The 23270-nt window shown below is 67.0% G+C and carries 23 protein-coding genes; 6 read left to right on the forward strand and 17 right to left on the reverse strand.

Annotated elements, in window-relative coordinates; translation table 11 throughout:
• Positions 1-57: 57 nt before the first annotated feature.
• The 6 genes from LQ955_RS07305 to LQ955_RS07330 form a co-directional block, all read right to left on the reverse strand.
• Positions 58-2772 (reverse strand): FAD-dependent oxidoreductase, encoded by a 2715-nt coding sequence (locus LQ955_RS07305; protein WP_231027509.1) that lies wholly within the window; start codon positions 2770-2772, stop codon positions 58-60.
• Complete coding sequence (locus LQ955_RS07310) at positions 2753-3604, reverse strand: SDR family oxidoreductase (protein ID WP_231027510.1); 852 nt, start codon at positions 3602-3604, stop codon at positions 2753-2755. The genes LQ955_RS07305 and LQ955_RS07310 overlap by 20 nt, the downstream gene beginning before the upstream one ends.
• Before the next feature lie 94 nt (positions 3605-3698).
• Positions 3699-4853, reverse strand: coding sequence for an acyl-CoA dehydrogenase family protein (locus tag LQ955_RS07315; RefSeq protein WP_231027511.1), 1155 nt, complete (start codon positions 4851-4853; stop codon positions 3699-3701).
• Positions 4854-4856: 3 nt separating this feature from the next.
• Positions 4857-8096 (reverse strand): 3-phosphoshikimate 1-carboxyvinyltransferase, encoded by a 3240-nt coding sequence (gene aroA, locus LQ955_RS07320; protein WP_231027512.1) that lies wholly within the window; start codon positions 8094-8096, stop codon positions 4857-4859.
• 498 nt (positions 8097-8594) lie between these two features.
• Positions 8595-9314, reverse strand: coding sequence for an FMN reductase (locus LQ955_RS07325; protein ID WP_231027513.1), 720 nt, complete (start codon positions 9312-9314; stop codon positions 8595-8597).
• A gap of 2 nt (positions 9315-9316) precedes the next feature.
• Positions 9317-10480, reverse strand: a complete 1164-nt coding sequence (locus LQ955_RS07330; protein ID WP_231027514.1) for an LLM class flavin-dependent oxidoreductase — start codon at positions 10478-10480, stop codon at positions 9317-9319.
• Positions 10481-10733: 253 nt separating this feature from the next.
• Between LQ955_RS07330 and LQ955_RS07335 the strand changes: the two genes are divergently transcribed.
• Positions 10734-12200: a cryptochrome/photolyase family protein gene (locus tag LQ955_RS07335; RefSeq protein ID WP_231027515.1), complete on the forward strand. Its 1467-nt coding sequence runs from the start codon at positions 10734-10736 to the stop codon at positions 12198-12200.
• A 78-nt stretch (positions 12201-12278) separates the two neighbouring features.
• Here the strand turns inward: LQ955_RS07335 and LQ955_RS07340 are convergent, their stop codons facing one another.
• A complete protein-coding gene (locus LQ955_RS07340) occupies positions 12279-12842 on the reverse strand; it encodes a YbhB/YbcL family Raf kinase inhibitor-like protein (RefSeq protein WP_231027516.1) in 564 nt (187 codons plus the stop codon).
• A 36-nt stretch (positions 12843-12878) separates the two neighbouring features.
• On the opposite strand from LQ955_RS07340, the gene LQ955_RS07345 reads away from it, so the two are divergent.
• The gene (locus LQ955_RS07345; protein ID WP_231027517.1) at positions 12879-13472 is read left to right on the forward strand and encodes a MarR family winged helix-turn-helix transcriptional regulator; all 594 of its coding nucleotides are present in this window, start codon (positions 12879-12881) and stop codon (positions 13470-13472) included.
• Here LQ955_RS07345 and LQ955_RS07350 read toward each other — a convergent pair.
• The 7 genes from LQ955_RS07350 to LQ955_RS07380 all read right to left on the reverse strand — a co-directional run bounded on the left by LQ955_RS07350 (position 13366) and on the right by LQ955_RS07380 (position 17972).
• Positions 13366-14139 carry a hypothetical protein gene (locus LQ955_RS07350; RefSeq protein WP_231027518.1) on the reverse strand — a complete coding sequence of 258 codons (774 nt, stop codon included), beginning with the start codon at positions 14137-14139 and terminating at the stop codon, positions 13366-13368. The genes LQ955_RS07345 and LQ955_RS07350 overlap by 107 nt on opposite strands.
• Before the next feature lie 4 nt (positions 14140-14143).
• Positions 14144-14521, reverse strand: a complete 378-nt coding sequence (locus LQ955_RS07355; RefSeq protein WP_231027519.1) for a hypothetical protein — start codon at positions 14519-14521, stop codon at positions 14144-14146.
• Complete coding sequence (locus LQ955_RS07360) at positions 14518-14985, reverse strand: NUDIX hydrolase (RefSeq protein WP_231027520.1); 468 nt, start codon at positions 14983-14985, stop codon at positions 14518-14520. The genes LQ955_RS07355 and LQ955_RS07360 overlap by 4 nt, the downstream gene beginning before the upstream one ends.
• Before the next feature lie 219 nt (positions 14986-15204).
• Positions 15205-15792, reverse strand: coding sequence for an RES family NAD+ phosphorylase (locus LQ955_RS07365; RefSeq protein WP_255713723.1), 588 nt, complete (start codon positions 15790-15792; stop codon positions 15205-15207).
• A gap of 42 nt (positions 15793-15834) precedes the next feature.
• Positions 15835-16440, reverse strand: a complete 606-nt coding sequence (locus LQ955_RS07370; protein ID WP_231027522.1) for a hypothetical protein — start codon at positions 16438-16440, stop codon at positions 15835-15837.
• A gap of 44 nt (positions 16441-16484) precedes the next feature.
• Complete coding sequence (locus LQ955_RS07375) at positions 16485-17246, reverse strand: class I SAM-dependent methyltransferase (RefSeq protein ID WP_231027523.1); 762 nt, start codon at positions 17244-17246, stop codon at positions 16485-16487.
• A 57-nt stretch (positions 17247-17303) separates the two neighbouring features.
• Positions 17304-17972 carry a response regulator transcription factor gene (locus LQ955_RS07380; protein ID WP_231027524.1) on the reverse strand — a complete coding sequence of 223 codons (669 nt, stop codon included), beginning with the start codon at positions 17970-17972 and terminating at the stop codon, positions 17304-17306.
• A gap of 109 nt (positions 17973-18081) precedes the next feature.
• Here LQ955_RS07380 and LQ955_RS07385 point away from each other — a divergent pair, with 109 nt between their 5' ends.
• Positions 18082-18246, forward strand: a complete 165-nt coding sequence (locus LQ955_RS07385; protein ID WP_231027525.1) for a hypothetical protein — start codon at positions 18082-18084, stop codon at positions 18244-18246.
• Between the two features lie 179 nt (positions 18247-18425).
• Positions 18426-18776 (forward strand): VOC family protein, encoded by a 351-nt coding sequence (locus LQ955_RS07390; protein ID WP_231027526.1) that lies wholly within the window; start codon positions 18426-18428, stop codon positions 18774-18776.
• A 100-nt stretch (positions 18777-18876) separates the two neighbouring features.
• On the opposite strand, the gene LQ955_RS07395 is transcribed toward LQ955_RS07390, so the two are convergent.
• Together LQ955_RS07395 and LQ955_RS07400 are read right to left on the reverse strand one after the other, a co-directional pair.
• Complete coding sequence (locus LQ955_RS07395) at positions 18877-19536, reverse strand: TMEM175 family protein (RefSeq protein ID WP_231027527.1); 660 nt, start codon at positions 19534-19536, stop codon at positions 18877-18879.
• A 106-nt stretch (positions 19537-19642) separates the two neighbouring features.
• On the reverse strand, positions 19643-20560 hold the full coding sequence (locus LQ955_RS07400) for a patatin-like phospholipase family protein (protein WP_231027528.1): 918 nt from the start codon (positions 20558-20560) through the stop codon (positions 19643-19645).
• Between the two features lie 244 nt (positions 20561-20804).
• Between LQ955_RS07400 and LQ955_RS07405 the strand changes: the two genes are divergently transcribed.
• Positions 20805-21254, forward strand: a complete 450-nt coding sequence (locus tag LQ955_RS07405; RefSeq protein WP_231027529.1) for a MerR family transcriptional regulator — start codon at positions 20805-20807, stop codon at positions 21252-21254.
• A complete protein-coding gene (locus LQ955_RS07410) occupies positions 21251-22210 on the forward strand; it encodes an NAD-dependent epimerase/dehydratase family protein (protein WP_231027530.1) in 960 nt (319 codons plus the stop codon). Before LQ955_RS07405 ends, LQ955_RS07410 begins: the two co-directional genes overlap by 4 nt.
• Positions 22211-22364: 154 nt before the next feature.
• On the opposite strand, the gene LQ955_RS07415 is transcribed toward LQ955_RS07410, so the two are convergent.
• Positions 22365-23252: an aldo/keto reductase gene (locus LQ955_RS07415; RefSeq protein ID WP_231027531.1), complete on the reverse strand. Its 888-nt coding sequence runs from the start codon at positions 23250-23252 to the stop codon at positions 22365-22367.
• Positions 23253-23270 lie beyond the last annotated feature (18 nt).

A 23270-nucleotide genomic window follows, 5' to 3' on the forward strand; every position in this document is an offset into this window, starting at 1 on the left:
CACGACCCGGAAGAGTACAGACGACCACGGCGCCACTCCCCAGAAGAGCACAGACGGCTATGGGGCGAGGCGGCGCGCGGCGGCGAGGCCCTCGGAGGTGGCGCGCACGGCGTCGACGGAGCGGGCATCCTTGGCGCCGCCGACGACCTCGTACGGCACAGCGGCGGTCGCGAGAGCTGTGGCGAGGGTCTCGTTCGACTCCTGCCCGGCGCAGACGATGACGGTGTCAGCCGGGATGCTCTGCGGCACCCCGTCGGCGTCGATAATGTCGAGGGTGGTCGGTGTGATCTTCTCGTAGCGGACTCCCCCGAGCATCCGCACCCCCGCGACCCTGAGCCGATCGACCGCTACCCAGCGCGAGCTGATGCCGATGCCGTCGCCGAACCGCCCGGAGCGACGCAAGACCGTGACGAGTTGGCCTGCACGCGGCAGCGGCCGCCCCGCCATCGGCGGCGCGTTGCGTTGCGGGGGTACTGCGGCCCCCGCGCCCGGCCCCGAACCTGACTCCGAGCCCACCGCCGGTATCGACACCCCCACCGGCGGTGTCACCGGCGGTATCACTGACGGCGTCGCGGCGACCGAGCCCGCGATAGCTACCGGGCCCCCCTCCGTCTGGGACGAGGCCTGCGCCGCCGCGCCGACGAGTGCCGCCGACGGCACGAGGCCGAATCGCGCGGCGAAGTGGGCGGCGCGGTCGGCCTCGCTAGCGGGCTCCGTGAGCCACGCGGCCACATCGACCCCGATGCCACCGCCGCCGATGATGGCCACGCTGCCGGCAGGAACACCGTGCGTGAGGGCGTGCTCGTAGCTGATGACATGTGGCAGCTCCGCACCCGGCACGTCGATGTGACGCGGTACAACTCCCGTCGCGACAATGACGGCGTCGAACGGTGCCGCCGAACCTGCCCGCGTCGCGGTGACGCGATCCGTCGGTCGCTCCCGACCCGCCGACCCGGCGCCCGACGCCGCAGCATTCACCGCCGATCGAGAGCCCGGCGCGATGGCCGCCGCCGACTCGCTGCGCGTAGCAATGTCCGCCGTCGACTCACTCCCCAGGAGCGTGGCAGCGGTGACCGGCTCGCCGAAACGCAGTGTCGCGCCGAGGGCGCGCAGTTCGGCGAGAGCCGAGCGGGGGGTGGCCGCGTAATCCTCTTTGCCGGGAATACGGGCTGCCAACCCGAACTGCCCGCCCGGCTCGGCTGCCGCGTCGAACAGCGTCACCTCGTGACCGCGCCGCGCCGCATCCACCGCCGCCGCGAGACCCGCCGGCCCGGCCCCCACCACCGCCAGAAGCACGGGGCGCGTCGTGAGGGTGAGCGGTGTGACGCTCTCGTGCCCCGCCCGCGGATTCACCAGGCACGACACCCGCGCCCCGATCAGCGAGCGGTCGATGCAGGCCTGATTGCAGCCGATGCACGTGTTGACGAGGTCGAACGCACCGCGTGAGCTGCGCACTATCAGCTGCGGGTCGGCCAAGAACGGCCGCGCCAGAGCCACGGCATCGATCAGCCCGCCGCTCAGCACTTCTTCGGCGTCGCGCAGGTCGGTCATCCGGTTGCTGGTGATGACGGCCACGGAGCGCGTTGCCCGAACCTCGCCAGCCGGTGCGGTGGATGCTCGCACCACACCCGCGATGCGCTCCGCGTAGCCCAGCCACGCTCCGTGCGGCACCGACGCCTGCACCGTCGGAACCCGCGACTCGTGCCAGCCGACCCCCACGCTGATGGCATCGACTCCCCCGGCCACCAGCTCGCGCACGAGGTCGTCGACCTCCTCCGCTGTCGTCGAACCCGGCATCAGGTCGTCGCCCGACACCCGCACCGCCACCGGCACCGGCGCGCTCCCCCGGGTGGTTTTCTCACTGCGGGTCGATCGAGCTACGAGTTTGTGCGGGTGTGCCGCCGAATCACCCGCAGAAACTCGTAGCTCGATGGCCTGATCGGCGGCAACCGGATCGGCGGCGACCGGGTCGGCGGCAACCGGGCCGGCCGCAACCGAGGCGACCGCGGCGCGCACCGCCGCCAGCACCTGGAGGGCGAAGCGGCGGCGGCGAGCCGCGTCGCCGCCCCAGGCGTCGTCGCGCAAGTTGGTGAGGGGCGAGCAGAACTGGTTGACGAGGTAGCCCTCTGAGGCCATGATCTCTACCGCGTCGAAACCGAGCCGCACAGCCGTCGCGGCCGCGGCCGCATAGTCAGAAATAACCCCCCAGACGTCGTCGTCGGTGAGCTCCCGCGGCACCGCGCCACGTGCCGCGCGCCACGGCACCGCGCTGGGAGCGACCTGCTGCAGCGGCTCACCGTCAGCCCCGAGCAGCCCGTCGAGCAGGGCATAGCGGCCCGCGTGGAACAGCTGCGCCGACACCAGGCCGCCTGCCGCATGAACCGCTTCGACGGCGAAGGCCAGCCGGGCATCCGTCGCCGGTTCACCGAGCACCGCGTAGTCGGCCGCACCACGCCCCGAAGGGCTCACCGCGAGCCCGCCCGTCACGATGAGCGCCGCACCACCCTCGACGCGTTCGCGCCAGAACGCGGCGATCGCCTCGCCTCCGTCGTCGACGAGCTCGAGCCCGGTGTGCATACTGCCCATGACGACTCGATGCGGCACCTCGAGCGAGCCGAGCCGCCAGGGCGTCAGCGTGCGGGCGAGCGGATGCCCGGCCTCCGCCGCGCGGCCAGGCGCCCCGGCGCCCGCGCTAGAGCCGGCCCTCTCGCCCGAGCCCGAACTGGAACCGGCCCGCTCGTCCGAGCCCGAACTAGCTGGCGGCGTCGCCATCACCCGCGCCGGCCACTCCGAAGACCGCGTCGTGCAGGTCGCCCGTCGTGTCGCTCCAGAACGGCGGAGCAACCACCGTGAGACCACCGTCGACCGTCAGCGTCTGCCCGGTGATGTACCCCGCCGACGGGCCGAGCAAGAAGTCGACCGCCGACGCCATGTCTTCTGCCGTTCCCGGCCGCCCTAGTGGAATCTTCTCGATCACGCTCGACATCGGGGCCATTCCGGGCACACGATTGTAGAAGAAGTCGAGCGAATCCGTGTCGATGAGACCGCCGTTGACGGCGTTCACCGTGATGTTGCGCGGGCCGAATTCAGCCGCCATGTACTTGACGTACATCTCTGCTGCCGCCTTCGCGGCCCCCAGCGACGCATAGGTCGGAAACGCCCGCAGCGAGCCATAACTCGTCAACACGACGATGCGTCCGCCCGCGGAATCCATGAGTTCTGCCGCCCGCTGTGCCCCGAGCACGAACGACCGCACGTTCATGGCCCAGTTGCGGTCGAGGTGGTGCAGCTTGAGCTGCAAAATAGGCTTGAAGGCGCTGGCGGCAGCGTTGGCCACGAAGATGTCGAGTCGACCGTAGGTCGAGCGAACCTGGTCGAACATCGCATCGATGTCGTCGGGCTCTTCGATGTTGGCCTGAACGGTGAATCCGTCGGCACCGGCCGCACGAACCTCACGCAGAGTCTCTTCGGCGAGGTCTGCGTTGGCTTTGTAGTTCACGACGACGTTGATGCCGCGCTTGGCGAGCTTGACGGCGAGCACCTTTCCGATGCCGCGTGAGCTGCCGGTGATCAGCGCGACAGGCGCCGACGAAGTGGTGGTCATGAAAATAGTCTCCTGGTCGGTTCAAATGAAAGTGGATGCCCGGCGAACGAGCTGGCGTGGCATCAGCCCCGTCAGAAATCACCGAGGCGAACGGTCAATAGGTCGCCGTGCCGTTCAGCACGGCACGGGCCACAACCTGCTTCTGAATCTCGTTGGTGCCCTCTTCGAACCGCGGGGCTCTGGCGTCGCGGTACACGCGCTCGATGGTATTGCGCTTCCAGTACCCCTGACCACCGTGAATCTGCAGCGCCTTGTCGGTGACCCGCGTGATCATGTCGACCGCGATCATCTTCGACGCGCTCGACAGGATGCCCGCATTCGACGCCCCCGCTTCGAACGCCCGCGCGGCCTCGAGCACGAGCGCCCGCGCGGCAGCAATGTCGGCGTAGTTCTCGGCGAGCATGAACTGAATGGCCTGGCGCTCGGCGATGCGCTTGCCGAACGTCTCGCGCCGGTTCGCGTATTCGACGGCGAGCTCTTGTGCCCGCTCGGCGAGCCCGACACAACTCATCGCTACCGAGACCCGGCTCGGCAGCAAGAACCCGCCGAGCGTCACGGCGAGGCCGTCGCCCTCGTCGCCGAGGCGCGCCGAAACGGGCACGGGCACGTCGGTGAAGCGCAGAATCGCGTGGTCGGTGCCCCGGATGCCCATCGTCTCCGAATCGTCGATCACCTCGACGCCCGGCAACCCGGTGTTGGGCAGAAGCAGCGCGACGAAGCCCTCTTTGCCCGTCGCGCCCTCGAGCCGTGCGGCCATGAGCCAATAGTTGCACTTCACACCGAACGTGATGAGGTGCTTCTCCCCGTTCAGAATGTACGTGTCGCCCTCGCGACGCACCGTGCTGCGCAGGTCCGCGCCCGACCCTGCGGTCGCCTCGGTGAGCGTGAACGCCACGAGAGTGTCGCCCGCCACCGACGGCTTGATGATGCTCTCACGCTGCTCGTCGGTCGCGAAGGGCTCCATAGCCCGCCAGGTTCCGTTGATGACGTGCACGAGCATGCGCACCGATCCGTGCGTGCGCGAGAAGATCTCCATCAGCTCGAGATACCGGTCGAACGGAATACCCTGCCCACCCAGATGCTCGGGCGCCGCCAGAGAGAAGTAGCCACGCGTCTTCAGTTCGGCGAACAGCTCGGGCGGAACCGAGCCGGTCTGCTCGATGACGTTCGCGTACTCTTCGCCGGGGCCGCGCACCCACGCGTCGATCTCGCTCTTCAACGCCTGGAACGATGCTTCGGTGAAACTCACGTACTACTCCTTGCTGTTCTGTGCGACGCCGAAATTCGGCGCGACCGGGGCCGCGGCCGCGACCAGGTCGCTGGCGCGCTCACGCAGTATATTCTTCTGAATCTTGCCCACCGCATTGCGCGGCAGACCGTCGATGAACTCAAGCCGCTCGGGCCAGTAGTACTTCGATACACCGTTCTTCTCGAGGTAGGCCTGCATTTCGCCGAAGGTGAGGGCGTTCGCCGCACGCCCCGGTACGACGAAGGCGCAGGCGCGCTCGCCCAGCCGGGCATCCGGCATGGCCACGATGGCCACGTCGGCGACCAGCGGATGCTGGTAGAGCAGGTTCTCGATCTCGACCACCGGAATCTTCTCGCCCCCGCGGTTGATTACGTCTTTCACCCGGCCCGTGATGTGCAAGAAGCCGGCCTCGTCGAGCACCGCGAGGTCACCGGTGCGGTACCAGTGATCGGGCGTGAAAACGTCGGCGGTGAGGTCGGGCCGGTCGAGGTACCCGCTGAACATCGTGGGCGAGTGCAGCTCGTAGTTGCCCTCGATGCCGCGTGGCATCTCTCGGCCCTCGTCGTCGACGATGCGCAACCGGATGCCCGGCAGCGCCCGTCCGTCGCTCCCCCATGCGTCTTCGGGGCGGTCCCCGGGCGCTGCGAGGGTGCCGAGGCACGTCTCGGTGGTGCCGAAGGCGCCGAGGATGCTCGTTCCGAGCACGTCGCGGGCCTCGCGTGCCAGGGCGCGGGGCACCGCTGAACCGGTGGCAACGAACATCCGCAGGGCTGCCGGAGCCGGTGCGACGCCGTCTTTCACGGCTCGCACCAGGTCGTCGACGAAGGCCGCCGCCGCCTGTACGAAGGTGCCGCGCGCCTGCCCGAACGCCTGTTCGAGCGCGATCTGCGCGTTCCACACCGGCTGGATGATCACGGCGACGTTCAGCCGCCAGGCCAGCAGCATGCCGTACAAGAAGCCGGTCTGGTGCGCGAGCGGCGACGGCACGTAGATGCGATCGTCGGCACCGAGGCCGGACTGCTGCACGTGCAACGCCGTTGCGACGGCGAGGGTGCGGTGCGAGTGCTGCACGCCCTTCGGCTCGCCCGTCGTACCCGAGGTGAAGAGCAGCTGGCAGGCGTCGTCGGGCTGCGGCGAGCGCGACAGAATCAGGTCGACGTCAGGCGTGACCGAGTCGAGCGCCTGGTCGTAGAACCGCCAGGTCCAGTCGGAGGCGGCGAGAGCATCGGCCGCGTTCTCGGGGACGGGCGGAACGTCGTTCGCGACGTCGGCGCTGTGCCGTTCATCCGCGCGCAGCACAACGATGTGTTCCAGGGCCAGCGGGCGACGGTTCGCCCGCGCCTCTTCGGCCGCATCGAGCAGCTCGGCGGCCGGTCGGCGCTTGCGGAACTTGTCGGGCAAGAACAGCACACGCGCCCGGGAGCGCGACAGAGTCATGGTGGTCTCGCGCGGGCCGAAGACCGGCATGATCGGTGTGGCGACGGCACCGATCTGAATGGCGCCGAGGGTGATGGCGACGAACTCGCTCCAGTTCGGCAGCTGCATGGCGACCGACTCGCCCGGCTGCACGCCGATGTCGAGCAGCAGCGCCGACACACGATCCGCTTCGGCCTGCAGCTCGGACCACGTCGTCTCGGTCGGCTGCTCGCCGCCGACCTCGATGACAGCGATCTGGTCTGGCGCCTCTGTCGCGAGCCGCCGCACCTCGTCGCTCAGCACGAGCGGCAGGTCTGAGCGGATGCCCGGCACGCGTTCTTCTTCGACACTGTCGGCACTGGGCTGAACCACGTGCTGGTGCCCGCCCGTGCCCGGGCGCTGGTCGGCGGCCTCGCCCGTCTCGGCAAGCTCCTGCTGACGCGTGAACCCGGCCTCGGTCTCGCGAGCGTCGGCACGCACGGCGTCGAGCGCCGGAGCCGCAGCGACGTCGATGTCGAGCCCGATGGAGTTCATCGCCTCGAGGAAGGTGGGATACGAGATGCGATACGCGCGCGGATACGTGAGGCTCGACATGCCCGTGGCGGTCGACGCCGCAACCGCAAGCGACATCAAGACGCGGTGGTCGTTGAAGCTCGACATGGCCGCGCCGTGCAGTTTCGAGACGCCGGTGACCCGCAGTTCATCCGTCTGTTGCTCGGCGTGGCCGCCGAGCCGGTTCAGCTGCAGCATCGCGGCGACCCGATCGGACTCTTTGAGGCGGATGTGACCCACGTTGTGCAGCCGGGTCGTGCCGTCGGCGAACGTCGCCATCGATGCGAGCACAGGAAGCAGGTCGGGAATCGGCTGACAATCGATGTCGATGGGCTTGAGCCTGATTCCGTCGTGCTGAACGCGCACGAAGCCGGTGGCCTCGTCTTTCGTCAGCGGCACGCCCATGGCCGTTGCCAGATCGAGGAATTCGGCTTCGGGGTGATCGGTCTCGGCAGAGGTCAGCGCCGACAGGCCGCGGAACACGACGTCTGACGGGTGGATGGCCGCCGCCGCGATGCCGAACGCGGCCGACCCGATGTCGGGCGGAATCACGTAGTTCGCCGGCCGCGCCTGCTGGTTCGCCTTCACGTGGTAGGTCAGCCAGTCGTCGGAGTGCTCGACCTCCAGGCCGAACAGCTGCATCATGCGCACGGTCAATTCGACGTACGGCTGCTCGTTCAGGGCTCCGCCGGTGACGTGGATGGTCGTGTCGTTCTCTGCGAACGGTGCGAGCAGAAGCAATCCGCTCAGCCACTGCGACAGCGTTCCCGCAATGCTGACCTCTCCCCCCTTCGGCCGCACCGGCTGCACGGTGATGGGCGGACAGTCGCGGTCGGACTCCAGCCGCACCCCCATCTGGCCGAGCGAGTCGAGCAGCGCCTTGATGGGTCGGCGGCGAAAGTACTTCATGCCGGTCAGGGTCATCGGCCGGTCGGCGAGGGCCGCGAGCCCCACCATGAAATACAGCGTCGTGCCCGACGAGCCCACGTTCAAGAGCCCGTCTGCGCCGCGCGAGCCGTGGTCGACGACATCGGTAGCACGATACGGGCCACCCGTGACGATGTAGTCGTCGCCGACAACGCGGATGCTCGTGCCGAGCGCCCGCAGAACGCCGATGGTCCATTCCACCTGACGTGTCGTAGAGATCCCCGAGATGACGCTGGTACCAGGCGCCAGACTGGCCAGAACGAGAGCGCGGTGCGCGTGATACTTCGACACCGGAATGTCGAGAACACCAGCGAGAGTGGTTGTTGTTCCCCGAACGACGAGCTGCATAGCTACCCCTTCTCGCATGGTTTCACCCCACAGTTTGCAGGGGTCAAACCGCGATGTACTGCGGCGCGAAAGGGAGCTACGGTGCTCTGTTACTACGCAAGAGACGAAGCAAGCCAGGGGCAGTGTCAGTAGTTTTAACTTACGCTCGACACGCTATCCCAGCAAATTGACGGGCGGCACCTATTGCTTTCTCCACAAATCTTCGATCATCTTTTGTGCGTGTCGACAGAGCGCTTCGCAGAAATACTTCGCGCCTGTTAACTTGTTGCGTTGATATTCTCGTCGGCACTGGGAGCAATTACCAGTGCGCCGGCACGCGGCCCGACGGGCAAGAACGAGGTGGCTCTCGGCGACTCATTCGGCCGGTTGCGGGCTCGTTCCCTATAGCGACTCCCCCGCATCGGGCTGTTACCAGGCCGACGAGGACTACCCCCACCTCGTCGCCGCCGAGCACAACCACAGCGCGTGCGCTCCTGCCGCGGACGCCGCCCTAGACCCCTACTGGGCGCCGTACCCGCCGACCGGGCTGAAGCCGGCCGGCAGGGCGAACGGGTCGACGACCCGCGATGAGCGGTCGGAGGCGATGACGAGCGAGGTGAGTTCACCGGCGGCCCGCGCGATGCGGTCGGGCAACGCACTCGCTCCGCCGCCCGCTACCGCACCGTGGCCAGACGCCGCCTCGGCACCCGAAGCCCCGCTGCCCCAGTCGCTCGACGCCGCATAAACGGCGGTGGGAGCGACGACGGCGTGCAGGTAGGTGAAGAGGGGGCGCACGGCGTAATCCAGGGCGAGCGAGTGCCGTTCTGTTCCACCCGTCGCGGCGATCAGCACGGGCAGGTCGGTCAGTGCGGTGGGCTCGATGATGTCGATGAACGACTTGAAGAGCCCACTGAAGCTCGTGGTGAAGATCGGTGTCACGGCGATGAGGCCATCGGCGGAGGCCAGGGCATCCAGTGCCTTCTGCAACTTCGGCGCCGCGAACCCCGTGATGAGGTTGTTGGTGATGTCGTGCGCCAGGTCACGCAGTTCGATGACCTCGACGTGAGGCTCCACACCCTTCTCGGTGAGACGGTCGACCGTGGCGGTGGTGAGCCGGTCGGCCAGCAGTCGTGTCGACGACGGCTGGCTCAAGCCGGCAGAGACCACCACGAGCGTGCGAGAGAGACGGGCGTTCTGCGCCTCGTCGGCGCGCGCGGCGTTCGGTGTGTTCTCGGCCATGACTACTTTCCTTCGGAAGCGAGCGACGATACAGTGTCGGCCGACGCGGCATCGGCCGCAGCGACTACGGATTCCGCGGCGGCCACTTCGGCCGCATCCCGAGCCGCGACGAGCGACGCATGGGTGGGGCCGTCGGGCACGGTGGCGGGGCGGTTCTCGGCGAACTCCTTGCGCAGCACGGGCACCACGTCTTCACCCAAGAAGTCGATCTGCTCGAGCACGGTCTTCAGCGGCAGGCCGGCGTGATCCATGAGGAACAGCTGGCGCTGGTAGTCGCCGAAGTACTCGCGCATGCTCGCGTAGCGGTCGATGACCTGCTGCGGGCTGCCCACGGTGAGCGGGGTCTGCTCGGTGAAGTCCTCGAGCGACGGGCCGTGCCCGTAGACGGGCGCGTTGTCGAAGTACGGCCGGAACTGGTTCACGGCGTCTTGCGAGTTCTTCGCCATGAACGCCTGGCCGCCGAGGCCCACGATCGCCTGCTCGGCGGTTCCGTGGCCGTAGTGCTCGAAGCGGCTGCGGTAGTACCCGATGAGCTGCATGTAGTGCTCTTTCGGCCAGAAGATGTTGTTGGCGAAGAAGCCGTCACCGTAGTACGCGGCCTGCTCGGCGATTTCAGGCGAACGGATGCTCCCATGCCACACGAACGGAGGCACGCCGTCGAGCGGGCGAGGCGTCGACTGAAAGCCCTGAAGCGGGCTGCGGAACTTGCCCTCCCAGTTGACGTAGTCTTCGCGCCAGAGCCGGTGCAGCAGGGCGTAGTTCTCGATGGCGAGCGGAATACCCTCACGAATGTCTTTGCCGAACCACGGGTAGACCGGGCCGGTGTTGCCGCGCCCCATCATGAGGTCGACACGGCCGTCGGCCAGGTGCTGCAGCATCGCGTAGTCTTCGGCGATCTTCACCGGGTCGTTCGTGGTGATGAGCGTGGTCGAGGTGCTCAGCAGCAGCTTCTCTGTCTTCGCAGCGATGTAGCCGAGCGTGGTGGTCGGCGACGAGGAGAAGAACGGCGGGTTGTGGTGTTCGCCCAGTGCGAAGACGTCAAGGCCGACCTCTTCGGCCTTCTGCGCGATCGTCACGATGTCTTTGATGCGGTCGTGTTCGCTCGGGGTGTGGTTGGTTGTGGGGTCAGCCGTGACGTCACTGACGCTGAAAAGTCCGAATTGCATGATGCCCTCTTTCTTCTGTGCACCAATTTCTATGCATTTGCATCGATAGTCGAGTCAACGAGCGCTCTGCCCGTTCTATTCCCGCTTCGTTCGCTCGCTTCAGCGTATGCGCTATCACCCCGCGAACTGAGCCCGTTAGGCCGAATTGAGGCAGTTGTACCGGCCTCAATTCGGCATAACGGGCTCACGAGGCGGTCGCGGTGGGTTCGTCAAGGGCGTGACAACGCAGAGGTGGCACGATTTGCTGAGGTGCATGAATCGCACCCGCTGGATCTTCGCCGGCCAGCTCGGATCGCAGTTCGACGACGGCGGCCGCCTGCTGCTCATCGAGGCGCGCTCGGTGTTCGCCCGGCGCCCCCTGCACCGGGCCAAAGCGCACCTGATTCTCTCGGCGCTTCGGCATCGCGCTGCCGAACTCGGTGACCGGGTCGAGTTTCACCAGGTCGACGACTACCTCGAGGTTGTCGCGGGGCGCACCGACCTCGAGGTGATCGACCCGACCTCATACAGCGCCCGCCGTTTTGTACGACGACTCGATGCCCGCATACTGCCGAGCCGCGGCTTTGTCACCAGCGAGACCGACTTCGCCCGCTGGGCCGACAGTCGGGGTGGCAAACGGCTGCTGCTCGAAGACTTCTATCGTTCGGTGAGGCAGCGCACGGGCATCCTGATGCAGGGTGAGAGCCCTGCCGGTGGCAACTGGAACTACGACGCGAAGAATCGGCACGCCCCACCGAAAGGCGCCGTCACCCTCGGCCTGCCCGACCCGTGGTGGCCCGCCGAAGACGACATCGACGCCGAGGTGCGAGCCGATCTCGACCGCTGGCAGGCTGACGGGCTGGTGCGGCTGGTCGGGGCGGATGCTCCGCGGCGCTTCGCCGTCACCGAAGCCGAGGCGAACCTCGCCCTCGACGATTTCATCGGCAGCCGACTGAACGACTTCGGCCCGTTCGAAGACGCCACCCTCACCGGCGACTGGACCATGGCACACTCGTTGCTCAGCGCGCCCCTCAACCTCGGGCTGCTGAATCCGCTCGACGTGGCCGAGCGAGTGGCCGCGGAATACGACGCGGGTCGTGCTCCTCTGGCGAGCGTCGAGGGCTTCGTGCGGCAGATCGTCGGCTGGCGCGACTACGTCTGGCACCTGTACTGGTACCTCGGCGAAGAGTATTCCACTGCGAACAACTTCTTGCGGGCATCCACACCCCTGCCTGCCTCGTTTCGCGAACTCGATTCAGGCGCGATCGAGGCGAACTGCCTCAGCCACACCATCGAGGGCCTGCACGACCACGGCTGGGCGCACCACATTCAGCGGCTCATGATCATCGGAAACTGGGCGCTGCAACGTGGATTCGACCCCGCGGCGCTCTCGAACTGGTTCGCCGACATGTTCGTCGACGGAACTCCGTGGGTGATGGCCGCCAACGTCATCGGCATGTCGCAGCACGCCGACGGCGGCGTCGTCGCCACAAAGCCGTACGCGGCCGGCGGCGCCTACATCAACTCGATGACCGACTACTGCGGCGGCTGCCGCTTCAACCCGAAGGTGCGTCTGGGCGAAGACACGTGCCCGTTCACTGCCGGATACTGGGCTTTTCTCGACCGCAACGAAGCAGTGCTGGCCTCGAACTTCCGGCTGAAGATGCCCTACGCGTCACTTCGGCGTCTGCGCGACCGGGATGAGGTGGTGCTGCAGGAGCGCGTGCGCGATCCCGCCTGACCCTCGCGAAGCACCTGCTGAGCGAATGCGGCCGGGCTGAGCGAATGCGACCGGGCTGATCGAATCCGGCGGGGCGGCTCAGGCGATCTCGTAGGTGCCGACGAGACGGGCGCGTGCGAGCACGTGCGCATCCATCGCGGCGAGTACCTCGTCGAGACCGAATGTCGGCGGCAAGTCGGTGCGGCGATCGAGCGCGAAGAGCTGAAAGACGTAGGAGTGCGGCCCGTGCGAGCGCAGAGGCAGCGGCCCCGACCATCCGCGCCGCCCGAGCCCGCCCTTGCCGTGCCGCAGTCCGGCAATCGGGCTCGGGTTCGAGAGGCCGTTCTCGGCAATCGCGCCCAACGAGGGGTCGATTCCCACCGTGAGGGCGTGCGTCGCGGGCTTGCCCAGTGGAACATCGGGGTCTTGCACGAGGAGCACGAGTTCTACCGTGTCTGCCGGTGGGGGCGTCCAGCTGAGCGCAGGCGAGATATTCGGGGCGAACATCCTGCCGCGGTGCAGCGCCGGAATGGGCGCACCGTCGATGAATGCGGGGCTCGTCAGCGCGAACGACTCGGGTGCTTGCAGGTCGGGCCGAGCCCAGACGAGCGTGTCGTGGCCGGCGCGGCGGTTTCGCAGCGCTCGACCGAGGGGGTTGGGCATGGGGCTCCGTTCTTTCTTTAGGTATACTAATCACTTATGACGCATGATTCTGTCCAGAACGACACGCCTGCCACCGCGCTCTCGACCTCGGCGACCGGCGGGGTCGACGCGGCCAGCGCGGCCGACGACGCGGGTCTCGGTGCGCAGGTTCGATCATCCGTCGGCCGGCTCTACCGGCGATTTCGCAGCGAGCGCCCCGACGGCACACTCGGCGACAGCGCCCTCGAAGTGCTCTCTCGCCTGCAGAAGAGCGGGCCACTCACCCTCACCCAGCTGAGCGAGATCGCACGGGTCGCTCCCGCTTCGATGAGCCAGAGCGTCAATCGCCTCACCTCGGCCGGCTACGCTGCGCGCAGCCCCGATGCGGATGACCGTCGACGCGTGCTCATCAGCGCCACCCCCGAGGGCGCTGAACTCGCCCTCGCCGCCCGTGCGCAGCGTAATGCCTGGCTCGACTCGCGCCTCGAAGCGCTCAGCCCCGCCGACCAAGACGTGCTCGCCCGCGCCTGCGCGCTGCTTGACGTCATCGCCCGGTCGGAGGCGTCTCCGGCGGCGGTGCCGACAGAGCGCGACCGTACAGCACAGCATCGAATCGCGCCGCTTCCGACACCACGAGACAGTGCCGACTGATCCGATCAGCGAAGTAGCCCTTGTACGGCAACTGAACGATGTTCGTCAGGCCGCACTCCCATGCCGAGATCAGTGCTGAAAGCGATCTGCGCTCCGGATGCTCGGTCAGCGGAAGTTGCCGCCGTTGTTCGGAACGCTTCAGCTGCTCGTCTCGCCAGCGTGCGAAGGCGCGGTCGTCCACTCCCTGATCCCAATATCGCGAAGGCATTCGAGAATACTTTTCGATCAACTCTTCGTCGCTCACTGCGTCGAGACGACGGAGCTTCGCCCCGGTCAGAGCATGCACAGCACGATCATGCTCGTCGAAACGCTGCCAATTTGCCCGCCACTCGAGTCTCCATCGCGCGTCGGCATCGCCCAGATCGACGATGTTCGGCCGCGACGAGGCGCCGACATCGATCGCGCCTGAGACGGCTGGAGCCCCGTTCGGACTCAGGCCCCACGCGTCGCGAACGAACAGCAGTCGAAGCAGAGCGTGATCGTGCTCCTCGATCGAGATGACCATGTCGTGCGGCCATGGATTGCCCGCGATTGAATCGTTCGAACGCATGGTTTCTCCTTCCATCGAGGACTCAACCGGTTCCGACAAACCGATACTGAATAATACTCGTCCCAGTGAAATTGATTCGGTTGCGCAGATCCGCGCCAGCCCCGACGTCGAATTCACGAGCTCAGAAGTGTAAGCGGCTCAACACGACGACGACGATGACACCTGCAACGAGCAGGCAGCCACCGAGAGACATCCACAGGGCAGCGGCTCGGGGAACGTGGAACGCACGGCCGACACCGTGCCCCACGATGCCGGCGATGCCCAGGATGACCGCCAGCGCCACCGCGCCCGCGATCGTAAACCCGGCGTCGCCGTCGTTCCACGTCGCATCCCAGCCGCCGCGAGCCAGCGCCGACAGCTGAAACGCGCCCATCACGGTGAGAAACAGCGGAAGGGCTGCGACCAATCCCGCCACAAGAGCGACTGCCGCCACCGAAACGATTGCGGCCGGGCGCCAGCCGGCCATCCGCTTCTGTTCGGTTTCGTTCAGGGCGCTCACGCTTCGAAACCGGTGGCGACGTCGTCGCTCAGGGCGTGAGCGATGCGCTGGGCGAACCCATCCGAGTGCGGGGGGAGAGCATCCATCGGGAACCACTCGGCCTCGGTGTTCTCACCGTCGGCCGGGTACGGGATGCCCGAGACCCACCGCAGGCGGAACACGAGGTCAAGGTACTGTGCCCGGTCGCCGTTCGGGTACGTCATGGGCGGCAGCACGTGCACCCACGCCAACCGCTCGGCGATGGCGACCACACCTGCCTCTTCGAGTACCTCGCGGGCAGCGGCGACCGCCGGTTCTTCACCCGGGTCGATGATTCCGGTCACCGGAGTCCACGCCCCGGAATCGCTGCGCTTCACCATCAGCAGCCGGCCCTCGTGCTCGACGACCGCGGTCACGCCGGTGAGCCACAGCGTCTCGTGCCCGATCTTCTCGCGCAGCGACACAATGAAGTCGGGAATGGCCATGGTTCGAGCGTATAGCCCGCCCGACGCGCGACCGAGCCGCATCGCGCCACCCGGCAGCGCACAGCGCCGAGCCGGGCCGCACCGCACCGCACCGCACCGCACCGCACCGAGAAGAAGTTACTTAGGTCGGAGCTGAGCGAACACGGCCCGCTCTGCGTCGACATGTCGCCCCATCTCCGACGGAAGCCCCACAGCGAGATCACATACAGATGCCTCGCGCTAGCAGTTGCTCGAGTACCGTATCGATTCCGCCGCGATCTTGATGTTCGTGACGATGGCGGGCGACGAGAGCGGAGTCGACAGCAGCGGTGCCGAAGCAAAGGCACTTTCAGAACCGCCCCAGAGAGTGACGCATTCGTGCGCACCAGCCACCGCCGACCGTGAGTAGACACCATCAAGATCGGGCCAGGCGTCGCGAATGGCACGCGCCCACTCCCTCGTACGAGACTTCTTACCGAGGGCGACGGATGACCGCGCCCCCGCCCTCAGCAACCAATCCCCCGTGACGTCGATCAGTCGTAACGGCCTCGTGAGCGAGAAGAGGGTGACGTACGGAGCGCCCGTATGAATGTCGACGAATCGCGTCGCCTGAAAGACCTCGGCCAGGCAAGTGACGACATCGAAGCCGAGGTAGGCGGCGCCGTCTGACGGATGCTCCCCCTCTGGCAGTGGGTGGGCATCCCATCGCGCGGACGCCAACGGCCCCCAGGTTCGAAGGCGATTCCACGCCTGAGGGTGATTGGTGGACGTCATGTGGATGCGCCACAGCGGTGCTTGCGTCGAGAGCGTGCGAATCTCCGGCCCCACCGCGAGTAGCTCGTCTCGCGAGGGCGGATCGAGCGATGCCAACTACAGCCCGAGCCCGACCTCAGAGGCGAGCGCCACCACCTCAGCCGGACTCCCACCGCCGAGAAGCCAATCCCGAGGGGAGACCGCAACCTCTGCGATGACGAGTTCTGACTGCACGGTTGAGAAGAACCCCGCAACCGAGCGCGGATGCGTGCGCGCGTCGAGCGAGCCCAGTACCTCTGCCAGCCCAGGCAACGCGGACGACAGGTCGGGGCTGAACTGCCAGATCGGAAACCACGCCTTACCCTCGGCCATGTACGCGTAGAGCCTGTTCTCGGTGCGGTAGTGCCGAATCGTGGACGGCTTCAACCCCAGCCCCACGCCGACTTGTTCGCCGGTGAGCGCCATGATGCTCTGCGCGGCGGTCTCAGACAACGCGCGACGGTCGGCCTGCTTGGCGAGTTCTTCGTCTTCAGAGATGCCCGAATACTGGGCCCAGAGTTGCCGTTCGTCTGCCGGCAGTTCGACCGTTCCCGACAAAGTCTGTGGGCCGATCAGTTGTGTTATCGAGGCGACGATGTCGCGCTCGCTCCAGCTGGCACCGCTTAGCGCCAAGAACTCGTGGAGCGTCTGCGGTACTTCGACATCGCTCAATGAAGTAGACATTCCCACACTTTACCACTTCGGCAAGTAGTGTGGGAGCGATGCGGTCACGCAACGACTCCCCGAGCGCACCAGGCCAGCGCCGATACATCGAACGCCCCCGCCGGCAACAACTCGACGCACCGCGCGCGCAGCGCCGAACGCTCCGCGTCTGAAAGTTCCGCCGCATAGGCACCGGCGGGGCCGACCCCGAGCAAATAGGGCTGCCACCACTCGTCGAACGAGTCATAGTGCCGCGTCACCGTCAAGCTCGACGCTTCGACCTCGACCAGGCCCGCCGACGAGAACAATGCGGCGAGATCACCGTCGCTGGTGCCCGGCATGGTCGCCTCGCCCGGTTCGTCGGGGTCGAGATCGTGCACGGCATTCCAGAAGGTGGCGAGCGGGCCATGCTCGCCCGCATGATCCCAGACGCACGCCGAAACGAGACCACCCGGCTTGGTGACACGTGCCATCTCGCGAAGCCCCGCCACCGCATCCGGCATCAAGTGGATGACCAGCTGAGCCAGCACGGCATCGAACTGCGCGTCGGCGAACGGCAGGAGCTCGGCCCCGGCCTGCTGCACGTCGACGGTCGCCAGCCGTTGCTGCGTAGCCGAGACGAACGACGCCGACGGGTCGACCGCCGCGACGGCCGGCGCGCCCAGACGCATGACGAGCTGTTCGGTGAGGGCCCCCGCGCCGCAACCGACATCCAGCGCCCGCTGGCCGCGGCGCACCCCCGACCAGTCGGCGAAGAGGCCCGCCAGCGGCTCGGAGTAGCGGCCCATGAAGCTCAGGTAGGCGTCGGCTGTCACATCAAAACTCATGCGACCACCGTACCCGCGGGCATCCGGCCAGGGGATGCCCGCAAGAGGATGCCCGAACTACACCCCGACCCGCCAGTGCTCGATGCGGCGCTGGTCGGGCGTGAAGCCGTGCGCGACACCCCACAGCACCGCCTGCGTGCGACTGGTCACATGGATCTTGCGGTAGATGCTGCGGATGTACGACTTCACGGTGTTCGGGCTCAGATACGTGAGCGCCGCAACGTCGGCGTTGCTCTTGCCCTGCGTGATGAGCGCCAGAATCTCCGACTCGCGGTCTGTGATGCCCTCGGTGCGACCCGGCCAGTCGAGCCCGAGCGCACTGCCCGCCCGGCGCTGCGGCGCGCTGACGATCTCTTCACCCGCGTGGATCGACTCCAGAGCACTCACGAGCTCGGCCGCCGGAAGCGTCTTCGACAGGTAACCGTGCACCCCGTGACCCCGGGCACTCTCGACGAGCTCGGGCTGAAAGTTCCAGGTGTACACGACGACTCGACGGGCGCGCGGGTTGCTGACCAAGGCCGCCACTTCTTTCTGGTCGGTCTCGGGCTGAGCGAAGGAGTCGTACATCACGATGTCGACGGTCTCGTCGACGGGGGTGCGGGCATCGATCTGCGTCACCGTGACACGGTCTTGATACTGGTCGAACATGTGGGCCAGACCCATCAGCACGACGTCGTAGTCGTCGACCAGGGCCACCGTGATGGGGCGCGTTGCCGGTACAGTCATGGCCCCAAAGTACACCCCTAGGGGTGTGCCGCCACCGCCCTTCAGCTGGTGAAGTGAGACCAGCGCCCGAACCCGGGCGCCTCACGCCACTTCGCAGAAAAGGCATCTCATGAACATCCTTCTCATCATCGTTGCAATCATCGCCATCGTGCTGTTGATCACCGGCGGAATCTCGTCATCGCTGAGCTTTCTCATCTGGGTCGGTGTCGTTCTGCTGGTGATCGCGGTCATCGTGTTTCTCGTGCGAGTGCTCACGGGTAGCCGGCGCGTCTAAGGCGCGCTGCCAGCAGCTCTCGGGTGACGACGCCGTAGCACCTGCCCTCGACCGCCCGCCTCACGGCTCTTTCGTCGGAGCTGGCGCGCCATGTCGACGTATTGCGGAGATGACGCGGCAGCTCCGACGAAAGCGACACACCACTGAGCCGAACGGATGATCGCGGCTAGCGTAGAGGCATGACACTGCTGTTCGAAGAGATCGTTGTCGATTGCCACGACTTTCACGCCGTGGGCCGCTGGTGGCAGGCCGCACTCGGGTGGACCCTGCTCTACGAGACCGACGACGAGCTCGAACTTCAGAACCCCGACGGGTCGCATCCGACGCTGCTGTTTCTGAACACGCCAGACCAGAAGGTAGCCAAGAACCGGCTGCATTTCGACTTCGTGCCCGACGACCAGGCCGCGGAGGTCGAGCGGCTGCTCGCCCTGGGTGCACAGCGGGTCGACCTGGGGCAGGGTGACACGCCGTGGGTCGTTCTGGCCGACCCCGAGGGCAACGAGTTCTGCGTGCTCTCGGCGCGCGACTGAGGCGCGAGCCGGCACGCGCAGGCCCGAGCCGGCACGCGCAATCACGGCAGGCCCGGCAGGCAGGGCAGGCCCGAGCCGGCACGCCAGGCACGCGCATCCATCACCCGTCGTCGTCTTCGGGCTGCCCGAGCGCAGTCCGCTCACGCAGCCGCGCCAGAAGAAAGGCCGCAGCCACAACCAGATAGAGCACGAGCGCGGCCAGCGGTGAGATCGCTGCCACGGCCACACTGATCACCGCAACGGCAAGCGTTCCGACGGAGTAGAGAGCGTGTCTGCGCATCCACTCGACATCGTCGGCAGAGTTCAGAAGTGCGGGATGGCCCGCCAGGTAACGATCGAGAGCGATCCATGGTGCGCTGATGAGCACGCCCACAGCGGCGAAGACGACCATGGCGGCGAACTGATCGGCCTGATCGCCCTCCTTCAGCGCTTCGGAAATGAGGGCGGTAGGCCAGGGCACGAGTGAGGTGCCCAGAAGCACGCCAAGATTCAAGACCAACACGATCGGGTCTGTGCGGCGCACTCGAGACATTTGCTCGTTGTGATTGATCCAGGTGATACCGATCGTAAGGAATGCGGCCAGGTAGGCGAGGTAGGCCGGCCACTTCTCGAGAAGCTGGGCCGGCGACTGTGCCCCGACGGGAAGAAGCTCGAGCACCAGCAGCGTGAGCACGATCGCCAGTACCGCGTCGCTGAACGCCTCCAGCCGGCCGATACCGTTGCGTTTGCCGCGTTGCCCGGGTGTGCCGCGTTTCTCCATGGGTCGAATCCTGCCACGAGACCGCAACGAATTCTGCGCATTCGGCGTGCTCTCTGCGCAGCACAGGCAGCACAGGCAGCTCATGCCCTTCGCAGCGGGTCGCGCGTCACCTCCAGAACTCGGTGAGCTTCGCAGCACGAGCTCTGCCCAGCGCATACCCGGCTCGAGCGGCCGGCAGGCGGGTCGAGAGGTCCATCATGCTGTCGCCGAATGCGGCGAGCGCCGCGCCGTCGGGAAAGATGGTCTCGACGTCGCTGCCACCCTCACGCAGTTCGTCGATCTGCGGCGCGAGATGCATGTTCCACTCGAGTGGCATGCGCGTTCGGCCCCCGAACGGCGACAGCACGAGCACACGCCAGTATCCGGCCGCGAGGTCGGCGTTCTCGCTCGATCGCCGATAGCCGCCATCGAGATAGAGTCCGTCGCCGATGCCGTACGGAGCACCGCCAGATGTGCTGGCTGCAACGGCATCGACGAGATCGACTCCGCTGCCACGGTCGAACTCGACCGGATCGCCGGTGTGCGCATCGACAGCCGTGACGAGCAAGGATTGCGCAGGCCACTGCGGGCTGGGTAGTCGGCTGGCGACGGTGGCACGCCAGCGCGCCCACCGAGCCGGGTCGAGTGCATCGCTCAGCTGGAGGGCCGACGCGGCCAGTCTGCGGCGAACATCCATCGGCCCATCGGCGGCAGCTATGACATCGTTCGTTCTGCTGAGGTGATCGACCATCGAGCCCTGGGGGCCGTGCAGACTGGCGGGTCTGCCGCCCCCGGGCCGCTGCGGCGGCACGGCCGCGAGAATGTCTGCGTACAGCTGGGGCGGTGTCGCTGCGGTGATCTGTGCCGCCGCCGTCGCCCCGGCCGAAGTGCCGATGATGAGCTCGGCGTCGGTCACGTCGAGCTGGCCGTCGAAAAGACCGGCGATCACGCCGATCAGCCACGCGTTTCCTGCCGCTCCGCCACCGCCGAGCACGAGGGCCCGACCGTCGGAGACGTGCAGAGGAGTAATGGGTGTTGAATTCATGGGAGTCGCCTTTCGCGAAATGCCTGGAGGGGCGCTCCCGAGGGCGACGACGTCAGTCGCGCGATCGTGTACTGCAGGGAGCACCCTGTGCGGATACTGCGTTCATGGGTGTCACCTCCTGCCGAAAACTCGCGATCGCCACGACCATAGCGCCTCGCTGTCGCCGCCTCAATCGCGAATCGTGACGAGGCGTTCTAGCGTCAACGCTTGACCTCAAGCGCTTGAAGTGTGTTCAGATACGAACATGACCACACTGACACTGATGACCATTCAGGATGCATCGCAGCGCACTCGGCTCAGCGAGCCGACCCTGCGCTATTACGAAGAGGTCGGGCTCAGCGGCCCGATCGCCCGAGACGAACGAAGCGGCCACCGGCGCTACCGCGACCAAGACATCGATACTCTGCAGGCGCTGGCCTGCCTGCGCGCGATGGGTGTCGGCATCGAAGACATGCGCACGTACCAGGCGAACCGGATGATCGGGCGATCCATGGCCGCCGAACAGCGTGATCTGCTCACCAAGCACGCGCTCCGCATCGAGCGCGAGATCGCCACGCTGCACGTGCACCTGAACTACCTCGAGGCGAAGGCCGGGCTGTGGGATGCGCGCGACCGCGACGACGCGCAGGCAGAAGCGGCGGCGAGCGAACGGGTCAATGCGATGCTCGGCGAGCTCGAGGCTGTGCTGTCATGAGCCGCGTGTTGGTGACGGGCGGTAACGGATACCTCGGAACGCGCCTCATCGCCGACCTGCTGCTCGGCGGCACCGAGGTGCGCACGACAGTCCGCAGCGCTGCGAGCGAACCGGGCCTGCGCGAGGCGCTGCGGCGAGCCGGAGCCGACGACAGCGGGCTCGAGATCGTGCACGCGAGCCTGACCGAAGACGAGGGGTGGGCATCCGCTGCCGCCGGCGTCGACGGGGTCTACCACGTCGCGTCGCCGATGATTCAGTCGGCCAACCCCGACGACATCGTGATTCCCGCCCGCGACGGAGCGCTGCGGGTGCTGCGCGCGGCTCGGGATGCCCGGGTGCCCCGCGTCGTTCTGACGTCGTCGTTCGCCGCCATCGGGTACTCCCCCAAGCCGGTGCGCGACTACGACGAGAGCGACTGGACCGATCCGGCGACGCCAGGACTCGCCGCGTACCCGCTCTCGAAAGCCGTCGCCGAGCGCGCCGCGTGGGATTTCATCGAGCGCGAAGGTGACGAGACCGAGCTCGTGGTCGTCAATCCGACGTGGATCGCCGGGCCGACGCTGACAGTGGATGCCCGCTCTTCCCTTCAGCTCTTTGCCGGCATGCTCAGCGGCGCCATGACGCAGGTTCCTCGGCAGCGCTTCGGTATCGCCGATGTGCGTGACGTCGCCGCCGTGCACATTGCCGCGATGACAACGCCCGGGGCTGCTGGAAAGCGCTACCTGGCGCTCGCCGACGGTGCGACGCTCACGTTTCTCGACGTGGCGCAGGTGCTGCGGTCGCGGCTCGGTGCGTTCGCCTCACGGGTGCCGACCGAGGAAGCGCCGGGCGACGAGCCGGCGCCGCTGGTCATCCACAACGACCGCGCGAAGGCCGAGCTGGGCTTTCGGCCCCGCCCGGCGGTCGACACGATCGTCGAGACGGCCGAAAGCCTGCGCGACCTCGGGCTCGTCTGAGGGCGACGCGGTGTTTTGGCGCATTCGCGGTAGTTCGAACTACCGCGGAAGCGCCGAACTACCGCGCCGGCGCGGGGGCGCGGGGGCGCGGGGCGCGGGGCCTGGGCGGGGCGGCGGGCGGCGGGAGGCGCGAGCGGCGGCCGCTCCTCGGGATTCAGTCTTCGGGAATGACGCGGTCGAAGCGGGTCGTGTCAGCGCCGTCGGGGTCTGGGCCGCCGCGCACTCCGGTGTCGAGGGCGTTGATGCGAGCGACGTCGTCGTCGCCGAGCTCGAAGTCGAACACGTCGAAGTTCTCTGCGATGCGCGTCGGATTCGTCGACTTGGGAATGGCCGAGCGACCCTGCTGCAGGTGCCAGCGCAACATCACCTGCGCAGGGGTTTTGCCCCGGGCATCCGCGATCTCGCCGATGGTCGGGTCTTGCATCACACTTGCTCTGCCGTCGCCCGCATACGCCGGGTAGAACGTGATGCCGCCGATGGGCGACCAGGCCTGAGTGAGGATTCCCGTCTCGGCGTCAGCCGCCTGCACGTCGGGCTGGGCGAAGTAGGGATGCAGCTCGATCTGATTCAGCGCAGGCACGACCGTGGTGCCTGCGGCGAGTTCGTCGAGGTGATGACGCATGAAATTACTGACGCCGATGGAGCGAACCGACCCGTCGGCGAGCAGTTTTTCGAGAGCGGTGTACGCACCGATCGTCTGTTCGAAGCGGCTCGGCGCGGGCTGGTGCAGAATGAGCAGATCGATCTGGTCGAAGCCGAGTTTGCGCGTGGCCTTCTCGAACGCGTGCAGGGTCTGCTCGTAACCGAAGTCGCTGACCCACACTTTCGTTTCGATGAAGATCTCGCTTCGAGGAATGCCCGACCGTCGTAACCCCTCGCCCACCTGCTTCTCGTTGCCGTAGGCGGCCGCAGTGTCGATGTGCCGGTAGCCGGTCTCGAGGGCGACACGCACGGCCTCGGCGGTTTCTTCGGGCGCGCTCTGGAAGACTCCGAAGCCGAGGGCGGGCATGGTGACACCGTTGTTCAGTGTGATTTCGTTCATATGCCGATGCTAAGCACT

The sequence above is a fragment of the Subtercola endophyticus genome (assembly GCF_021044565.1).
In the GTDB taxonomy this organism is placed as follows: Bacteria; Actinomycetota; Actinomycetes; order Actinomycetales; family Microbacteriaceae; genus Subtercola; species Subtercola endophyticus.

Excerpts from the sequence above, each read along its gene's own strand:
- LQ955_RS07335 (WP_231027515.1), top strand. The coding sequence starts at position 10,734 with ATGAATCGCACCCGCTGGATCTTCGCCGGCCAGCTCGGATCGCAGTTC.
- LQ955_RS07410 (WP_231027530.1), top strand. The coding sequence starts at position 21,251 with ATGAGCCGCGTGTTGGTGACGGGCGGTAACGGATACCTCGGAACGCGC.
- LQ955_RS07330 (WP_231027514.1), bottom strand. The coding sequence starts at position 10,480 with ATGCAATTCGGACTTTTCAGCGTCAGTGACGTCACGGCTGACCCCACA.
- LQ955_RS07385 (WP_231027525.1), top strand. The coding sequence starts at position 18,082 with ATGAACATCCTTCTCATCATCGTTGCAATCATCGCCATCGTGCTGTTG.
- LQ955_RS07345 (WP_231027517.1), top strand. The coding sequence starts at position 12,879 with ATGACGCATGATTCTGTCCAGAACGACACGCCTGCCACCGCGCTCTCG.
- LQ955_RS07415 (WP_231027531.1), bottom strand. The coding sequence starts at position 23,252 with ATGAACGAAATCACACTGAACAACGGTGTCACCATGCCCGCCCTCGGC.
- LQ955_RS07360 (WP_231027520.1), bottom strand. The coding sequence starts at position 14,985 with ATGGCCATTCCCGACTTCATTGTGTCGCTGCGCGAGAAGATCGGGCAC.
- LQ955_RS07380 (WP_231027524.1), bottom strand. The coding sequence starts at position 17,972 with ATGACTGTACCGGCAACGCGCCCCATCACGGTGGCCCTGGTCGACGAC.
- LQ955_RS07370 (WP_231027522.1), bottom strand. The coding sequence starts at position 16,440 with ATGTCTACTTCATTGAGCGATGTCGAAGTACCGCAGACGCTCCACGAG.
- LQ955_RS07390 (WP_231027526.1), top strand. The coding sequence starts at position 18,426 with ATGACACTGCTGTTCGAAGAGATCGTTGTCGATTGCCACGACTTTCAC.
- LQ955_RS07340 (WP_231027516.1), bottom strand. The coding sequence starts at position 12,842 with ATGCCCAACCCCCTCGGTCGAGCGCTGCGAAACCGCCGCGCCGGCCAC.
- LQ955_RS07325 (WP_231027513.1), bottom strand. The coding sequence starts at position 9,314 with ATGGCCGAGAACACACCGAACGCCGCGCGCGCCGACGAGGCGCAGAAC.
- LQ955_RS07305 (WP_231027509.1), bottom strand. The coding sequence starts at position 2,772 with ATGGCGACGCCGCCAGCTAGTTCGGGCTCGGACGAGCGGGCCGGTTCC.
- LQ955_RS07395 (WP_231027527.1), bottom strand. The coding sequence starts at position 19,536 with ATGGAGAAACGCGGCACACCCGGGCAACGCGGCAAACGCAACGGTATC.
- LQ955_RS07375 (WP_231027523.1), bottom strand. The coding sequence starts at position 17,246 with ATGAGTTTTGATGTGACAGCCGACGCCTACCTGAGCTTCATGGGCCGC.
- aroA (WP_231027512.1), bottom strand. The coding sequence starts at position 8,096 with ATGCAGCTCGTCGTTCGGGGAACAACAACCACTCTCGCTGGTGTTCTC.
- LQ955_RS07400 (WP_231027528.1), bottom strand. The coding sequence starts at position 20,560 with ATGAATTCAACACCCATTACTCCTCTGCACGTCTCCGACGGTCGGGCC.
- LQ955_RS07310 (WP_231027510.1), bottom strand. The coding sequence starts at position 3,604 with ATGACCACCACTTCGTCGGCGCCTGTCGCGCTGATCACCGGCAGCTCA.
- LQ955_RS07405 (WP_231027529.1), top strand. The coding sequence starts at position 20,805 with ATGACCACACTGACACTGATGACCATTCAGGATGCATCGCAGCGCACT.